Annotated in this window: 16 protein-coding genes; 7 read left to right on the top strand and 9 right to left on the bottom strand. The window is 61.5% G+C overall.

Annotation, left to right across the window (positions count from 1 at the left end; all coding sequences use genetic code 11):
- The first annotated feature begins 314 nt into the window (after positions 1 to 314).
- The gene (locus tag LE197_RS05245; protein ID WP_016852707.1) at positions 315 to 800 is read left to right on the top strand and encodes a hypothetical protein; all 486 of its coding nucleotides are present in this window, start codon (positions 315 to 317) and stop codon (positions 798 to 800) included.
- Between the two features lie 77 nt (positions 801 to 877).
- Here LE197_RS05245 and LE197_RS05240 read toward each other — a convergent pair whose 3' ends face one another.
- The 5 genes from LE197_RS05240 to LE197_RS05220 all read right to left on the bottom strand — a co-directional run bounded on the left by LE197_RS05240 (position 878) and on the right by LE197_RS05220 (position 7002).
- Positions 878 to 2809, bottom strand: a complete 1932-nt coding sequence (locus LE197_RS05240; RefSeq protein WP_003143753.1) for a right-handed parallel beta-helix repeat-containing protein — start codon at positions 2807 to 2809, stop codon at positions 878 to 880.
- A 328-nt stretch (positions 2810 to 3137) separates the two neighbouring features.
- Positions 3138 to 3428: a hypothetical protein gene (locus LE197_RS05235; RefSeq protein WP_023132638.1), complete on the bottom strand. Its 291-nt coding sequence runs from the start codon at positions 3426 to 3428 to the stop codon at positions 3138 to 3140.
- 93 nt (positions 3429 to 3521) lie between these two features.
- On the bottom strand, positions 3522 to 4118 hold the full coding sequence (locus LE197_RS05230) for a hypothetical protein (protein ID WP_003114780.1): 597 nt from the start codon (positions 4116 to 4118) through the stop codon (positions 3522 to 3524).
- An 80-nt stretch (positions 4119 to 4198) separates the two neighbouring features.
- The gene (locus tag LE197_RS05225) at positions 4199 to 5233 is read right to left on the bottom strand and encodes a hypothetical protein (protein WP_196752262.1); all 1035 of its coding nucleotides are present in this window, start codon (positions 5231 to 5233) and stop codon (positions 4199 to 4201) included.
- Positions 5234 to 5685: 452 nt separating this feature from the next.
- Positions 5686 to 7002: a sialidase family protein gene (locus LE197_RS05220; RefSeq protein WP_003143750.1), complete on the bottom strand. Its 1317-nt coding sequence runs from the start codon at positions 7000 to 7002 to the stop codon at positions 5686 to 5688.
- Between the two features lie 301 nt (positions 7003 to 7303).
- Between LE197_RS05220 and dusA the strand changes: the two genes are divergently transcribed.
- Positions 7304 to 8302, top strand: a complete 999-nt coding sequence (dusA, locus tag LE197_RS05215; protein ID WP_003138780.1) for a tRNA dihydrouridine(20/20a) synthase DusA — start codon at positions 7304 to 7306, stop codon at positions 8300 to 8302.
- A 79-nt stretch (positions 8303 to 8381) separates the two neighbouring features.
- On the top strand, positions 8382 to 9305 hold the full coding sequence (gene tal, locus LE197_RS05210) for a transaldolase (protein ID WP_003090868.1): 924 nt from the start codon (positions 8382 to 8384) through the stop codon (positions 9303 to 9305).
- Between the two features lie 87 nt (positions 9306 to 9392).
- Here the strand turns inward: tal and rssC are convergent, their stop codons facing one another.
- Positions 9393 to 9875, bottom strand: coding sequence for an anti-sigma factor antagonist RssC (gene rssC / locus LE197_RS05205; protein ID WP_003104052.1), 483 nt, complete (start codon positions 9873 to 9875; stop codon positions 9393 to 9395).
- Positions 9872 to 11056 carry a two-component system response regulator RssB gene (gene rssB, locus LE197_RS05200; protein ID WP_003119890.1) on the bottom strand — a complete coding sequence of 395 codons (1185 nt, stop codon included), beginning with the start codon at positions 11054 to 11056 and terminating at the stop codon, positions 9872 to 9874. The genes rssC and rssB overlap by 4 nt, the downstream gene beginning before the upstream one ends.
- Before the next feature lie 246 nt (positions 11057 to 11302).
- On the opposite strand from rssB, the gene pilZ reads away from it, so the two are divergent.
- Positions 11303 to 11602 carry a cyclic di-GMP-binding protein PilZ gene (gene pilZ, locus LE197_RS05195; protein WP_003104055.1) on the top strand — a complete coding sequence of 100 codons (300 nt, stop codon included), beginning with the start codon at positions 11303 to 11305 and terminating at the stop codon, positions 11600 to 11602.
- 57 nt (positions 11603 to 11659) lie between these two features.
- Here the strand turns inward: pilZ and LE197_RS05190 are convergent, their stop codons facing one another.
- Entirely contained in the window at positions 11660 to 12364 is a 705-nt protein-coding gene (locus LE197_RS05190) for a VacJ family lipoprotein (protein ID WP_003114777.1), read from the bottom strand.
- Positions 12365 to 12466: 102 nt separating this feature from the next.
- On the opposite strand from LE197_RS05190, the gene LE197_RS05185 reads away from it, so the two are divergent.
- Positions 12467 to 12871, top strand: coding sequence for an acyl-CoA thioesterase (locus LE197_RS05185; RefSeq protein WP_003119889.1), 405 nt, complete (start codon positions 12467 to 12469; stop codon positions 12869 to 12871).
- Between the two features lies 1 nt (position 12872).
- On the opposite strand, the gene LE197_RS05180 is transcribed toward LE197_RS05185, so the two are convergent.
- Positions 12873 to 13592, bottom strand: coding sequence for a UTRA domain-containing protein (locus LE197_RS05180; RefSeq protein WP_003104061.1), 720 nt, complete (start codon positions 13590 to 13592; stop codon positions 12873 to 12875).
- A 133-nt stretch (positions 13593 to 13725) separates the two neighbouring features.
- Between LE197_RS05180 and LE197_RS05175 the strand changes: the two genes are divergently transcribed.
- On the top strand, positions 13726 to 14469 hold the full coding sequence (locus LE197_RS05175) for a phosphatase (protein ID WP_073666709.1): 744 nt from the start codon (positions 13726 to 13728) through the stop codon (positions 14467 to 14469).
- Complete coding sequence (locus LE197_RS05170) at positions 14466 to 15047, top strand: phosphonate degradation HD-domain oxygenase (RefSeq protein WP_003090877.1); 582 nt, start codon at positions 14466 to 14468, stop codon at positions 15045 to 15047. Before LE197_RS05175 ends, LE197_RS05170 begins: the two co-directional genes overlap by 4 nt.
- The last annotated feature ends 46 nt before the right edge of the window (positions 15048 to 15093 follow it).

The raw sequence follows: 15093 nt of genomic DNA, 5'->3' as shown, positions 1-15093 counted from the left end.
GATCCTGCGGGAAAAGCGATGCCGCTTCGCTTGCCGCACAGCGAAACAGGGCTAGCCTTATCAATGTGACTTTCTCCTATGGTGGTCACCAAAGCCCCGGGGGCCGCTCATCCCTCCGGGGCTTTCCCCCCGCCTGCTGCCTCTCCCCTCCTTGATACAGCAGCCCATCGCAGTTCAACGAGGAAACCCGATGAAACTCAGCATTGTCGCCCTGGGCCTGTTGTCCATGGCAGGGGTGCTCATCTGCACCTATCTGATCCTGAAATCGCTCAGCGCCATCTGATATCGCTCGTGCACGAAGCTGTGGATCGCCCATGGGCAGATCCAGCAGTCCGCGCGTAGGATGGGCAGGCCCGCTTCCTGCCCATTTTCCGCCAGGAAAAGAGAGGAATTCCTTTCCGAGATTTCCACAGAGGTCATGGATGAAAAAAAGCCCCCTGCTGATACTGAGCGTACTCCTCGCCGCGTGCGGCCCCGACAAGCTGATTTCCGACCTGCCGTCGCCGAACGGGCAATACCACGTCGAGGTTCGGAAATGCCCGGAGAAAGGTTCGATCACCTGGGGCGAAGAAATACAGGTCTCCCTCCTCGAAACCGGGAAATCGGAAAAGTGCCATGCAGTCGTGCGGTCGCTGGCGCAATTCGACCTGCGCGCATCGGCGGACCAATTGCAACTGGAGTGGCTGTCCGATACGGAACTCAGGGCCTGGCACCCTAGCTTCGAGCCCGGGAACCAACCGAACGGCTCGCGCCTGAAGCGCGATGCGCCGGTGAAGATGGTCTTTGCGCCGAAGCGCTGAGCCGCTCGAAAAGCTGTCCTAGCATACCGACCATACGCCACGACAGTCGGAGGCAAGCCAAATAAAAGGTTTACGCGTCATTTCAGGACCCAGGTGCTTCCATTGCTCCATAGCTCGGCATACTGCCCATTGATCAAGGTCAGGCTGCTTCCTGTGTTGGTGTAGCTACCGTAGGTACTGCCCGTGATTCCTCCAGCCAGTGCCGTGACGTTGATGCTACCGCTCGAACCATTCCTGATCCTGAAGACACAGCCCGAGGCAAGAGCGGCCTCCGGCAGTACGAATCCTCCGCTCCCCGTCAACTCGACCATTTGTCCGACATAATCCGTTCCTGCGATTGCTGAGGACGAGGACAAGGACACCATCGGCAGCTCGCTCCACCCTACGCCTCCTTGTACTTTCGTACGTAACGGCAAAACAGCAGGATAGCCATGTCGGTTGACGTAGACATTCCTCACCTTGGCGATTGTAGGAGCCGCCGCTATTCCCATGGTCCACACGGGTCGAATGAGCTGTTGGTTATCGTCGAAGACGGTCAGCCCATCCACTTCGAAATTGCCCTTTGGTTCAATCACTTCCATGGAGTCAGAAGAGTCCTGCCAGACTCCGCATCGATTTATGTTTCCCGTGGCCACGCCGAAGTTCACATTTCTTATCGTGACATCCCTGATGAGTACCGGCGCGTTTCTGGCGCTCCAGTTGCGGAAACGCATAGCGCTGCCAAAAGGCTCGTCGACAACGATGCCAACCAGTTGGATCAGACCCGACATAGTGTTTTTCGGAGAGAGGCCCCCTCCATATATGAAACCCACTCCGCCATTCTTCGCCCCGTATTGAGTAGCCGAACCGTCTCGTCGGGACTGGAATCCGGACACCCTGACGGAGACAGGGGAGTCCGTATTCGGGATGGTGAACTGGACTCCGTTCCCAGCATTGCCCTCGCTCGAACAACCGATCAGGTTGATATCTTCGATGAAGTAACCGCTTCCTTCATTGGGCTCTATGTCGAAGGCCGCCCAGGGTCCATTGGCTGATGCACCAAGTCCATTGGTATTCGTGTTAGTCGCTCGGCAATTCAGCAGCGTCGCGCGCCTGGCATTGATGACCGAAAAGCCATTGCGTCCATTGAAGTTGCAAAGGACTCGGTCGATGCGTACGTCTTCGCTTGGTCGCCCCGCATCGCCGGTAACGGCCAATCCATCACCGGAGAACGCGTTGATTGTCAGGTCCTGGACCAGGACTTTTTTCGAGCCATAGATGAAAAGTCCATATCGACCTTCGCCGCTGCGTGCCTCGTTCTTCTGTCCATTGATCTGCATTCCATTGCCGAAGATGAACACATTGCTCTGTCCGGCCATGCTGATGAACGGCTGGACATCCATCGTCACCGTACCGGGCTCCTGGAGAATGACAGTCCGGCTGGTTCCGGCGATGATCTGGTCCGAACCGATAACCAATGGACCGGAGCGAACGGTCGCCGGGGGAAACATGGCCGTGTAACCGATGTGGGCCGCAGAGCCTTCGTTCGAACGGGTTTGTTGCAGAAGCTTTTGCGCTGGCGCGGTAGCGAGTTCCCCCGGCAGCCAGCCGAACCATTCGAGGCGAATACCATAGCCTTCGATTTTGCGGACAAAGCAGCCAAAGGCGGACGGCTCAGTTTCCCCCGAGCCATCCAGATAGCCAGCCAACCCCGTCTGGGCAGTGTACGCAGGAACAGTGGGGCTGATGATAGTCCCGCCGTTGTGGCGATTCCGCGCAACCGCCCCATCCCAGTAGAACCTGCCACCACCAGTGGTAATACCGGGTCTGTGGCCTTGAACGATGTACTCATGGGTGTAGCTTTGCGGAACATCTGGAAAATCGGCCAGGCTGGCTAAAACCATTGCCGATCTGCCTATAAGTGATGCGCCCTTTACGAGGTCGGTTTCGTCAATCAACGCATTCCATCGCTCATCGCTAGGGTCTCCTACTGTGGCCCCCTCCATGGAACCGGTCGTGTCGTAGCTCATGCTTCCTCCTGAAAAATCCGTTTCGCACTTCACCGGGAAAAGGGCAGCCGCAATCGCCATGCTCCCTTGTCAGCAGCCCATGATATGACCGGGATCGTGACAAAGCCCCACCGCCCCAAGTCCTCTGAGCCCCATCGCACCGTGACATCAACTTCCGTCCCAATCTCGGCATCATTCCTGCGAAAACGAAGCTACGCTACACGGTCTACTGGCGGGGCCGGCTGAACGTCCACCCATTGAAATGGACAACGCACTCATTGCCCCCAGGAAAATGATGAAACGGCCCTCATGGCTTGTCGCTCTGCGGGTTGAGGGGAAGTACATCGGGCTAGACGCTGGCAAGGACATAACAAAGCGGCGCCATCCACAGCGCCAGGTTGATCGTCCATTGCAGCGCTCTTTCGCGAGCGCTTCCCAGCTTTCGCTGCTGGAGCACGAATGTCAACGCAGTGGAATGCAGCAACAGGGCGCAGGCAGGAAAGACCAGCAGGTAGGCGATCAGCCCAGGCGCATTCATATTGGGATAGCTATGGCTGTCGAGCGATCGCCAGTACGCCACCAGGAAAGCGCTCGCGACCGCGAGGCTGAGTCCCAGGCTGATGCGGCTATACCACTTCATCGAGACCCTCCCGACGCGCCTTCCGGACCTACGCCGATCGCTCCGGAAAACGGCCCGATCCGCCTCGCCTCACCCTGCTTCAGTCAGAGCGGCTCAGGGCTTCCGGGGTTCGTTGCCGAGCAGACGATCGAGTTCGCCCATGACGCGATCGCTCTTGGCCTCTTCGAGCTTGCGCCGGGCCTCGGCGAGATTGGCCTGGGCGCGCTCCATCTCGACCATGCCGACGGCGGTGATCACCGCCTGCAATGGCACGCCCCTGCCGGTGGAGCGCATGCCATTGCGTTCGCGCTCCTGCGGCGCGCAGATGAACTGGAGGACAGCCTCATGGCTTTCGTTGGGCAGCGGGGTCCAGCCCTTGGCGAAGGTGAACTGGAGGTTCGTGGGTTGCCCGTTGTTGGAGAAGGTCTTGGCGTTGACCACCTTCACCTCTCGCGTATCGCAGCGGTACTGGTGCGCGCTGAGCAGATGGAAGGAGTCGAACAGCATGGCGATCTGCACCTGCCAGGCGTTTTCGATACCCGGCACGGGTGCCAGCGAATCGGCATCGGCCAGGAACACGTCAAGCTCGGCAGGGTCGTCGCCCTTGTGTACCACCCACCAGTCTTCGGCCCAGGCATGGCCGGATGCGGCCAGCAGCGCGGCGCACAGCCAAGTCGCGGCACTGCGGGAAACCTTGCGATATACGTTCATGTCACCTTCCTTGTGGGGAAATGCTTCCCTGCCGATCGTGGATAGGGGCGGCACCCGGCGCCCCCCTGAGCGAACACCCGCTATTTCAATGACAGCGGCACGCCCCAGACCGGGTCTTCCATGCCCTGCTTGCGCAGCGGCGTGATCTGCAGGGGCTGGAGCCTGGACAGCAGTTGCCGGTGCTTGTCGCTCAGGGCCCGCTGGGCGATCAGGGACTGGCTGAAGTCCATCGGCGCCGGCCAGGTGTAGACGGTCAGGTTTTCCAATGGGCATTCGATCTTCTTCGGATCGATCGCCCGGCACTTCGACTGCTGGTACTTGTAGCCGGGGGTCTTCAGGTGCATGCGCGGGGCCAGCAGCAATTGCCCGCCCTGCACGGTGAAGCTGGCCAGCGCCTTGTCGACCGGCAGGCGCGCCTGGACCTTGATCGAGGGCACTTCGCGGGAATCGGTCTGCTGGTAATAGCCGGCCTGGGAGCCCTGGGTCGTCTGCGTGTATTGCTGCTCGCCCCAGCTCACGCAGGCGCCCGAGGCCACATGCACGGCGGTGCAGACCTTCTCGGTCTTGATCTCGCTGCCATAGGTGGCATCTTTCCAGACTTCTTCCCGGTAGTACTCGCGATACAGCTCGGGGGACAGGTACGCGGTGCCGTTGGCGCCATGGCCCGAACCGGGCGGACCGCTGCGGGCGCCGACCTGGTCGAGCAAGCCATGGATCTGGTAGTCGTCGCCGCCGGTCAGCAGGTACTTGCCGGGCGGCAGGATATGCACCTCGAAGGCCTTGAACAGATAGGTCTCGTCGGGCTTCCGCTGCAGCGCGTTGGTCTGGAACTTGCGGCCGAAGGTCACCTTCGGGTCCTTCTCGTACTCCCAGATCGCCGTTGGCGTCCACTGGGTCATGGTCAGGGCATCGCTCAGGGACTTGTGCGGCATCACGTCGGCCACCAGTACCACGGCCATGTTCCCCTTCAGCGCCTGGTCCACCAGGTCCAGCATCTGCGCGTTGCGCGGATCGTCCATGCTGCCATAGGCGCCCGAATCGAGTTCCGACACGCAACCGGAAAGGCAAAGCAGCAAGGCGGCGGAAAGGGCAAAACGCGGGCGGGGCAGTCTCATGCATCGATCCTTGATAGAGGCTGGTGCGGGTCGTCGGACGGCCCATCTTACTGGCCCCAGCCTGGATCGCAATATTTCAAATGGACTAGAACCCGCAAAGACGCGCCAACAGGGCCAGGAGCTGCCACAGCCCGCCGGCCCTCGTTGGTTCTACGCCTACGCAGACCTCCAGGCGTTGGGATCGGCGTTGTCTGGCAGGCCAGGCTCGGGAAACGTGCACATCCGGAAGAGTGGTAATCCCGCGCGCATTGAGGCCACGCCAGTCTCTTCGGAGAGTATCCAGATGTACCAGGTGTAAGCACTATATTACGGAGGTTTTGTCAGTGACTGAAAAACGGTCGCAGCCTACCCTTACCGCTGCAGTTTTTAATGGGCCGAGCAAGCTAGACCTCCTGCCCGTCCGGTAGATGCGATTCAGCAATCGCTCCGCTTGATTTCTAGTCAGTGGGCAGCTAAATCCATGCTCTGACCCGATAATACCCGGTAGCGAATCGAGTCGTGGCACTATTGTCGATTCCTCCGAAATATCCCGTGCCCCATACTGCCGCTCCAGTTCCAAGCCGAATATTCAAGCTACCCACTTCAACCTGAGCCCCACTGCCTTTATGCCCTCCATCATTGAAATAACTGGGCATGACAATGTTCCATGTTGATGGACTCGATGACCTTGCAAACTCAACGACCACCCGACGCGGCGACCTCTGGAGTCCATGACTCAGGGTATACAAACTATTTGAAGAAACAGAAAACCAGTCTGACTCAAAATCCGGGACTCCTCCCAGATACACTTCAAACTGATAAGCTCCCGACGTCGTAGAAGACGTCTCCCTGAATAGATTACCCAGTATTCTTCGACCTCCCAAAACGACTTGACTAGTATAACCGGAGGCGGCTGGCGCACTATACACAGGAACACGCTCCGTCCAGCCGGAGGAGCCTGCTACGGCTTTCGCCAGCAGGATTGTTCTGTAATAACAAAAATGAGTCGTTCTGTTCGTGTACAAAAGAACTACATGTGGTGTACCTCCCTCAGAGTAAATATAGGAGAGAGAAGGGGCTACGAGAATATCGGTAGAGTCACCATTTTGTGCAGTCACATTACCCTGATCAGTCCATGTGCCGCCGTCGTCCAGACTTATAAACTGACGTAACGCTCCTCCGGCACCAGATCCTACTCTGGCTACAGCCAGAATTACGCCATCTCCCACAGGAAGGTAAGAAGTCTCATTGTATGGTGTGTTCCCGCTGTAGACCGTGCTTCCTTCGCCCCAAGTTTCTCCGCCATCAGAAGACTCTAGCCATTTCAGCTCATAATTGACTCCCGTCGCCGCGTAAAGAGGAATCACATAGCGTGCCCCTACTTGAAAACTTTTTCCATGAGCAAAATTATAATCCGCCCCACCTCTAGCCAATGTGAATTTATGTACCCATGCCACACCTGAATCATCAGATACATAGACCTTCACCTCTCCTGTTTCATAAACCGTCGAGGCCGCGACGATCCTTCCGCTAGGCATCGTCCCACCAGCTACATCTCGAAAATCCTGTCCTCCCGCCTGGGCAACTATGGTAGGCGCACTCCAAATACCACCCTCCAGTTTACTGAAAACAACACGCCCATCACTACCACCTACATGCTCTGTTGCCCGCCTATATATTAGGTACAAACTTCCATCTGACAATATATCCATTTGACCAAAATGATCATAATATGATTCATACAGAGCCTTTCCCACCAGCCGATGCGGAATATCAAAATAAGTATTCATCCTTCACTCCTTCGGTCAAATTAGGCCAACACACTCGCCCCACTCAACAGCTCTACCCTACAAACCTTGACTACCCGGCCAGCTATAAAATTCTTCAAAAATAAATATTGAAAAAAATTTCTGATGAAAAACTCATGAATGAATACAGGTGCCGGACCGACGGCAGACTTATAATCATCTCGGCATCCCACCAGCCCCGGCTCTTGCACGCATTCACACTAGCACGCTCATCCCGCCCCTCCTCCACCTCCATCCCTGATAAAATCCCTCGCCCTGCTCCGCTCTCCCTAACGAAGTCCCGATGCGCCCAGAACCGACCACCACACCCGCCACCCTCTCCCGCCGCTTCTCCGTTGCGCCGATGATGGACTGGACCGATCGCCACTGCCGCTTCTTCCTGCGCCAGTTGTCCCGTCACACCTTGCTCTACACCGAGATGGTCACCACCGGCGCGTTGCTGCACGGCGATCGCCAGCGCTTCCTCCGCTACGACGAATGCGAGCACCCACTGGCGCTGCAACTGGGCGGCAGTGTGCCGGCGGAACTGGCGGCCTGCGCGCGGCTGGCGGAAGAGGCCGGCTACGACGAGGTCAACCTCAACGTCGGCTGCCCCAGCGACCGGGTCCAGCACAACATGATCGGCGCCTGCCTGATGGGGCATCCGGCGCTGGTGGCGGACTGCGTGAAGGCAATGCTGGATGCGGTGGAGATAGCGGTGACGGTGAAGCACCGCATCGGTATCAACGGGCGCGACAGCTATGCCGAGCTCTGCGATTTCGTCGGCCAGGTACGCGAGGCCGGCTGCCGGAGCTTCACCGTGCATGCGCGGATCGCCATCCTCGAAGGGCTCTCGCCCAAGGAGAACCGCGAGGTGCCGCCGCTGCGCTACGAGGTCGCGGCGCAATTGAAGAAGGACTTCCCGGACCTGGAGATCGTCCTCAACGGCGGCATCAAGACCCTCGAGGCCTGCCGCGAGCACCTGCAGACCTTCGACGGCGTGATGCTCGGTCGCGAGGCCTACCACAACCCCTACCTGCTGGCCGCGGTGGACAGCCAGTTGTTCGGCAGCGAAGCGCCGCCGCTCAGTCGCAGCGAGGCCTTGCTCCGTCTGCGTCCGTACATCGAGCGACACCAGGCCGAAGGCGGCGCGATGCATCACGTGACCCGCCATATCCTCGGCCTGGCCCAGGGCTTCCCCGGCTCCCGGCGATTCCGCCAGTTGCTCTCGGTGGACGTGCACAAGGCCGCCGATCCGCTGCGGGTTTTCGACCAGGCGCTGGAACTTCTGGCGGGGCGATAGCTCCCATTGAGCCGCGCCTGCGGCTCGGGTAAGGTCGGGGGATTCTTCTTCCCAAGAACCCACCTGACAAGACCTCGCCATGACTTCGAAGCTGGAACAACTCAAGCAATACACCACGGTGGTCGCCGACACCGGCGACTTCGATGCCATTGCCCGCCTGAAGCCGGTGGACGCCACCACCAACCCGTCGCTGCTGCTCAAGGCTGCTGCCCTGCCGCGCTACGCCGAGCACCTTCGACAGGCTACCGCGGGTAGCGGCGGCGACGCCGGACTGGCTTGCGACCGCTTCGCCGTGGCAGTCGGCAAGGACATCCTCGGAGTCATTCCCGGACGTATTTCCACCGAAGTCGACGCGCGCCTGTCGTTCGACAGCGAGGCCACCCTCGCCCGCGCCCACCGCCTGATCGAGCTGTACGACGAACAGGGCATCGACCGCGAGCGGGTGCTGATCAAGATCGCCTCCACCTGGGAAGGAATCCGCGCCGCCGAGATTCTGGAACGCGAGGGCATCCAGACCAACCTGACCCTGCTGTTCTCCTTCGCCCAGGCGGTGGCCTGCGCCGACGCCGGGGTGTTCCTCATCTCGCCGTTCGTCGGGCGCATCTACGACTGGTACAAGAAGAGCGAGAATCGCGACTACGCCGGCGCCGAGGATCCCGGCGTGCAGTCGGTCTCGCGCATCTATCGCTACTACAAGGCCAACGGCTACAAGACGGTGGTGATGGGCGCCAGCTTCCGCAATCTCGGCCAGATCGAGCAACTGGCCGGCTGCGACCGCCTGACCATCAGTCCCGACCTGCTGCAACAACTGGCTGACGCCCAGGGCGAGCTGCCGCGCCTGCTGCTGCCGGGCGAAGGCGAGCCGCGCCAGGTGCTCGACGAGAGCGCTTTCCGTTGGCAGATGAACGAGGACGCCATGGCCACCGAAAAGCTGGCCGAAGGCATCCGCCTGTTCGCACGCGACCAGGAAAAGCTCGAATACCAGTTGGCGACCCGCCACTGATCGCCGCTGCCGGCGGGACGCGCATGCAGGGCGTCCCGTTCCGGCGCAGCGGAGGATTCAGCAGGAATTCGGGAAGGGATCGACCGGTTAATGGCGCTCCAGGGCGCTGACCAGGTCGTGGAAGGCTTCGCGGTTGGATTCGTTGAGGCCCATCAGGATGCGGTGCGCCTCCAGGACCTTGTCGCGCACCACATCTTCCGACTGGTCCTGCGGCGGCAGGTCGGACAGGCATTCCGGGCACGGAATCGGACGATCGACGATATTGAACACCTGATCGAAGCCCATCGACTGCAACAGACGGGTAATGTCCGGATTGGTGGTCACCAGCGTGGGCAACAGGCCGATTTTCTGCCGCGACAGGATGGACAGCTTGGCCAGCAGGCCGAGCGTGGTGCTATCGATGCTCTGGGTTTCCGTAAGATCGATGATGATCGCCGAAAAATTCAGCGCAGCGAAGATCTTTTCGATGGTGGAATCCAGGGCCGAGCACAGGGTGAGGCGGACCTCACCGACGAATTTCAGAACGAAGGAGCCGTTCTGTTCGGCAAACTGGATTTTACCGGTACTCATGCAAGGTTCCTGCTCAACACCAGCAAGGCGATATCATCCGGCATCTCCGCCAGGTTGGCCAGCCCGAAGACCTGGCGCAGCCCGTCGAGGGTGCCTCCGGCGGCTGCCACCTGTTCCGGTAGCGAAGCCTCTTTCTCCTTCAGCGTAGCTCCTGGCAGCACATCGAGGATGCCATCGGAAAACAGCGACAGGCTGAAGGAAGGCGGCAACTCCATGACCCGGTCGTCATAGGTCGCATCGTCGAACAGGCCCACCGGCAGGCCACGGCCCTCCAGGTAGCTCGCCTGCCCTTCGACGAACAACACAGGAAGCGGCAGGTGGCCGCCGATGCTGTAGGTCAGGCTGTTCTTCTCCAGGTCGATGACCCCGCCGAGCATGGTCACGTGCTTGCCCAACTTGGTGTTGATCAGGCCGCGGTTGATGTGCGCCAGCACCTCGGACGGCTTGAACTCCGGGAGCGTGCCGTTGCGCCTCGACTCATAGAGCAGGCGCGTGGTCATGAACTTCAGCAGCACCGTGACGAAGGCCGAGGAAGCGCCATGGCCGGAAACGTCGGCCAGGTAGAACGCCACGCGTCGCTCGTCGACCCGGAAGTAGTCGACGAAGTCGCCGGAGAGATACAGCGACGGAATGATCCGGTGGGAAAACTCCAGCCCCTCGATGCTCCACGGCGTCACCGGAAGCATGTTCATCTGCACCTGGCGGCCGGCGTTCTGGTCTTCCTGGAGCAGGTTCAGGCTGGCCTGCAATTCGCGGTTGGCGGCTTCCAGCTTGTCGCGGTAGCGCTGGTTCTCGACCCGCAGGTAGGCGCGATCCAGGGCCCGGCGCACCGAATGCTCGAGCACCGCGAGGTCTTCCAGGGGCTTGATCAGGTAGTCGGCGGCGCCCAGGCGCAAGGCTTCCACCGCATCGCTCATCACGCCGGCTCCGGAAAGTACGATGATCGGCGTTTCCGAAGCGGTCTGGCGGATGCGGCGGATCAGTTCGAGGCCGTCGATCTGCGGCATGCGCAAATCGCAAATGACCAGGTCCGGCTGTTCGCTTTCGAAGATCTGCAGGCCCTGCAGACCGTTGAGGGCCTGCAACACCTTGAAGTTGCTGTCTTCCAAGTAGGCGGCGAGGCTTTCGCGCACCACCTCGTCGTCATCGATGATCAGCAGCGTGGCACTGACTTTATGCATGGGTCATCCAGGCAAACGGCGCCGGAAACAGTGGGTCCTAGGCGCTTATTGTAAGTGACAACAGCGCGGCTACGGGGTTCGACAAGGCGCAGACGGTACTCCCATCCGTTGAGCAGTTCAAGCCGTTGACCTTTGCCGGAAAATCCGCCTTTGTCCGTCCGATCCCGTCCGCACGGTATAAACTTTGACGATAATCGCCAGGATTGCCAGTCGCCCTCCCATCGCCCCGACCATGAGGATCAGCCCATGCAGCCCATCGAGCACAACTACAGCGAGAAGCGCGACTTCATCCGCATGAAGCTCGACACCCCGGTCACCATCCGCTGCGAAGGCCGCGAGTCGGTGGCCCTGTGCCGGGACCTGTCCGCCAGCGGGCTGCTGCTGGAAGCGCAAAGCGAACTGGCTCCGGGCGACCACCTGCGGGTGAGCATCCCGTCCACCCACGAGACGCTCACCGGCCTGGAACTGGAAGCCCGCGTGGTGCGCTGCGAACGCCTCGGCCCGGGTCGGCATAGCCTGGGGCTGAGCATCGTCGCGATCCACTGAAACGACGAAAGGCGACCCAAGGGCCGCCTTTCCAGGTGTCGCACGAAGCGGGTCGACTTAGAAGTCGTCCTCCACCTCGCCGTCCTTGACCTTGAACTCGCGGTTCTGCAGGTAGGCGTTGCGGATGAAGATGTACTTGTCGCCGCTGATCAGTTTTTCCGACTTCAGCAGGTTGGCACGGGTGTCGACGGTATTGATGCCGAACATCACGTTGCGCGCGCGTACGTCGTCCATGTAGTGGTAGGGACTGACATAGATGTCCGGGATCTTCGCCGGGGCATCGCGCAGCGTGCTCGGGCCGAGGAACGGCAGCATCACGTACGGGCCGCTGCCGACGCCCCAATAACCCAGGGTCTGGCCGAAGTCCTCATCGTTGCGCTGCAGGCCCATCGGGGTCGCCACGTCGATCAAGCCGGCCAGGCCGAAGGTGCTGTTGAACAGCAGGCGGCTGGTGTCCACGCCGGCATTGTGGAACTTGGCCTGCAACAGGTTGTTGGCCAGGTTCTTCACGTCGCCGAGGTTGTTGAAGAAGTTGTGCACGCCGTCCTGAACGAAGTTCGGGGTGACCTTCTGGTAACCCTGGGCCAGCGGTTTCAGCGCATAGGTGTCCAGGGTGTCGTTGAAGGTGAAGATGGGACGGTTGATGCTTTCCCAAGGGTCTTCTTCACTGGCCGCCAGGGACAGCGTGGGTGCCAATGCGAGGCTGGCGCAAGCCAGGATTCGGGCACTACGTTCGATCCAGTTCACGCCGCGGGCGCGCATTGCTGTATCTCCTTTGCATGACTAGTCTTGGCCGCCAGCGCGGCTTCAGCGTGCGCGCAGTATATAGGCTCGCATCGATTTTGAGACTAGAAGAGTTACGAGATGGCTGACAGACAATTGCTACACACGGCCCATATCCCGGTGCGCTGGGGCGACATGGACAGCTACGGGCACGTCAACAACACCCTTTATTTCCAGTACCTGGAAGAGGCCCGGGTGGCCTGGTTCGAAACCCTCGGCATCGACCTGGAAGGCGCTGCCGAGGGGCCGGTCGTGCTGCAAAGCCTGCACACCTACCTGAAGCCGGTGGTGCATCCGGCCACCGTGGTGGTGGAACTGTACGCCGGCAAGCTGGGCACCAGCAGCCTGGTACTGGAACATCGCCTGCGCACCCTGGAAGATCCGCAAGGCACCTATGGCGAAGGCCACTGCAAGCTGGTCTGGGTGCGCCACGCGGAAAACCGTTCGACGCCCGTGCCGGACAGCATACGCGCCGCGATCGCCTGACTCAGGCGCCCGGATAGGCCGCGTCGAGCACGATCTCCAGAGCGTCCGGGCGCCAGAACTCCTGGTCGAACTCGACCACCCTCTGCCCCTCCGCGTAACTCAGTCGCTCCAGGTACAGCGCCGGCGAACCCGGCGCCAGTTGCAGCGGCTCGGCCTGGGCCGCGTTCAGCGCGGTCGGGTGCATCGCCAGTTGGCAGCGCGTCGGCTGCAGGCCGAAACGCTCGCGCAGCAGGCTCATCAGCGAAGTATCGAGGTCGTGGTCCAGCAGGCCTGGGCACCACCCGGCATCCAGGGCGATCAGTTCGATCAGCACCGGACGCTCGTCCACCCAGCGGCGCCGTTGCAGGAAATACACCGGCGCGCTGTCCTCCAGCCCCATCCGCTTGGCCAGCCAGGCGCCGGCTGCTCGCCGCTCGGCGTGCAACGTCTCGGTACGCGGCTGGCGTCCCTGGGCGCTGACGTATTCCATGAAGCCGGTGGTACGGGTCGGGTTGTAGCGGATCCGCGGCGGCGCGACGAACCAGCCGCGGCGGTTCTCGCGATAGACCAGGCCTTCGGTTTCCAGTTGCTGCAGGGCTTCGCGAAGGGTGATGCGGGTACACAGGAAGCGCTCGGCCAACTCCCGCTCGGAGGGAAGTTTCACCTGCAGCACGCCCTGGGCGATATCCGCGGCGAGCTGGTCGCGGATGCGCAGGTACTGACGAGATTGATCGACCGGCATGACGGCCTCGCTGATTCAGACCGGCCGATTATAACGGCAGCCCGTCGGCCTATCGCCACTGCCACGAAAACGTCACGGCGGCGTCACAAAACCCCTCTAGGCTGGCCTAGACCATTCGCCAGACGCCTTTCGCATGCCCAGCTCCGACCAACTCCCGCGCTTCACCGCCCTGCTCTTCGGACTCTCCGGCGGCCTGGTGGATTTCGGCGCCCGGACCCTGTCCCTGGCGCTGCTGAGCAGCCATCCGCATAGCCCTGCCGAACACCTCCGCGACGCCAGTCTGCTGCCCTTCGCCGAGGCACAAAGCTTCCTGTTGCGGCGCAAGCCGAACAAGAGCGAGCGCCAGCGCCTGGAGCAGGCCCTCGACGAAGCCGCCGGGGAACAGGCCGAAGCCATCGCCGGTGCCGTGGCCCTGTTGGAGAGCCTGGACGAACAACGGATTCCCTACGCCTGGCAGGACGAGCTACCGGAATCGGTCTGCCAGCGCCTTGCCGCGCCGCTCGGCCGAGCGAACGCCCTGATCCCCCTCGCCGGCGCGCGCCCCTGGCCGGCCCCCGATGGCTGCTGGCAGGCCCTCGCCCGGCTGGGCATCGAGCGCCTCGACGGCTGCGTGCTGGTCAGCGCCCAACCGCGTCAACTCCAGGCCGGACTCAATGCCGGGCTATGGACCATCGGCCTGGCCGCCAGCGGGCCGTCGTGCGGCCTCTCGCCGGCCGACTGGGACGCTCTCGGACACACCGAGCGCGACCGCTTGCGCGCCGACGCCACCCTGGAACTGTACCGCCTGGGCGTGCATTCCGTGATCGATCACCTGGGCGAGCTGCAACCCTGCCTGCACGACCTCGCCGTCCGCCGCCTGAAAGGAGAAAAACCATGAGCCGCGCCCGTCACCGCTTTCTCGACGAACTGGCCGAACGCTTCGCCAGCCATGGCGCCGAGCCCTATGGCGAGGCAGTCAGCCAGGCCGAGCACGCGCTGCAGTGTGCGACCCTGGCCGAGCGCGCCGGCTGCTCGGACAGCCTTGTAGTCGCCGCCCTGCTGCACGATATCGGCCACCTCTACGAAGACCCGGCGCAGATCGACGAGGAGGACCTGCGCCACGAGGAATTCGGCGCACGCCTGCTGCGCGAGCTGTTCCCAGAGTCGGTCTGGCAGCCGGTGCGCCTGCACGTATCGGCCAAGCGCTTCCTCTGCGCGGTGGACCCGAGCTACCACGCCAGCCTGTCGCCGGCCTCCCGGCACAGCCTGGTGCTGCAAGGCGGGCCGTTCGACGAGCGTGCCGCCGCGGCCTACATCAAGGCGCCCTATGCCCAGGACGGCCTGACCCTGCGCCGCCTCGACGACCTGGCCAAGGACCCGGCCATGCGCACCCCCGAACTGACGCACTTCTTCCCGCTGCTGGAACGCCTGCTGCGGATTGATCCGGATCGCGCACATCTGCGCCCGACAGGTTAATCTGTTCGGCATGGACGGACCTTTCGGCGCCCGCCGGAGGTCCACC

Origin of the sequence: Pseudomonas sp. PS1(2021) (assembly GCF_020405165.1) — a bacterium.
Taxonomy (GTDB): domain Bacteria; phylum Pseudomonadota; class Gammaproteobacteria; order Pseudomonadales; family Pseudomonadaceae; genus Pseudomonas; species Pseudomonas aeruginosa.
The sequence above is the reverse complement of the archived record's forward strand: the minus strand, read 5'-3'. Positions and strand labels throughout refer to the sequence as shown.

What these genes read in the sequence shown, in the direction of transcription:
- LE197_RS05245 (WP_016852707.1), top strand. Translation starts at nt 315, where the DNA reads ATGGGCAGATCCAGCAGTCCGCGCGTAGGATGGGCAGGCCCGCTTCCT.
- LE197_RS05240 (WP_003143753.1), bottom strand. Translation starts at nt 2,809, where the DNA reads ATGAGCTACGACACGACCGGTTCCATGGAGGGGGCCACAGTAGGAGAC.
- LE197_RS05235 (WP_023132638.1), bottom strand. Translation starts at nt 3,428, where the DNA reads ATGAAGTGGTATAGCCGCATCAGCCTGGGACTCAGCCTCGCGGTCGCG.
- LE197_RS05230 (WP_003114780.1), bottom strand. Translation starts at nt 4,118, where the DNA reads ATGAACGTATATCGCAAGGTTTCCCGCAGTGCCGCGACTTGGCTGTGC.
- LE197_RS05225 (WP_196752262.1), bottom strand. Translation starts at nt 5,233, where the DNA reads ATGAGACTGCCCCGCCCGCGTTTTGCCCTTTCCGCCGCCTTGCTGCTT.
- LE197_RS05220 (WP_003143750.1), bottom strand. Translation starts at nt 7,002, where the DNA reads ATGAATACTTATTTTGATATTCCGCATCGGCTGGTGGGAAAGGCTCTG.
- dusA (WP_003138780.1), top strand. Translation starts at nt 7,304, where the DNA reads ATGCGCCCAGAACCGACCACCACACCCGCCACCCTCTCCCGCCGCTTC.
- tal (WP_003090868.1), top strand. Translation starts at nt 8,382, where the DNA reads ATGACTTCGAAGCTGGAACAACTCAAGCAATACACCACGGTGGTCGCC.
- rssC (WP_003104052.1), bottom strand. Translation starts at nt 9,875, where the DNA reads ATGAGTACCGGTAAAATCCAGTTTGCCGAACAGAACGGCTCCTTCGTT.
- rssB (WP_003119890.1), bottom strand. Translation starts at nt 11,056, where the DNA reads ATGCATAAAGTCAGTGCCACGCTGCTGATCATCGATGACGACGAGGTG.
- pilZ (WP_003104055.1), top strand. Translation starts at nt 11,303, where the DNA reads ATGCAGCCCATCGAGCACAACTACAGCGAGAAGCGCGACTTCATCCGC.
- LE197_RS05190 (WP_003114777.1), bottom strand. Translation starts at nt 12,364, where the DNA reads ATGCGCGCCCGCGGCGTGAACTGGATCGAACGTAGTGCCCGAATCCTG.
- LE197_RS05185 (WP_003119889.1), top strand. Translation starts at nt 12,467, where the DNA reads ATGGCTGACAGACAATTGCTACACACGGCCCATATCCCGGTGCGCTGG.
- LE197_RS05180 (WP_003104061.1), bottom strand. Translation starts at nt 13,592, where the DNA reads ATGCCGGTCGATCAATCTCGTCAGTACCTGCGCATCCGCGACCAGCTC.
- LE197_RS05175 (WP_073666709.1), top strand. Translation starts at nt 13,726, where the DNA reads ATGCCCAGCTCCGACCAACTCCCGCGCTTCACCGCCCTGCTCTTCGGA.
- LE197_RS05170 (WP_003090877.1), top strand. Translation starts at nt 14,466, where the DNA reads ATGAGCCGCGCCCGTCACCGCTTTCTCGACGAACTGGCCGAACGCTTC.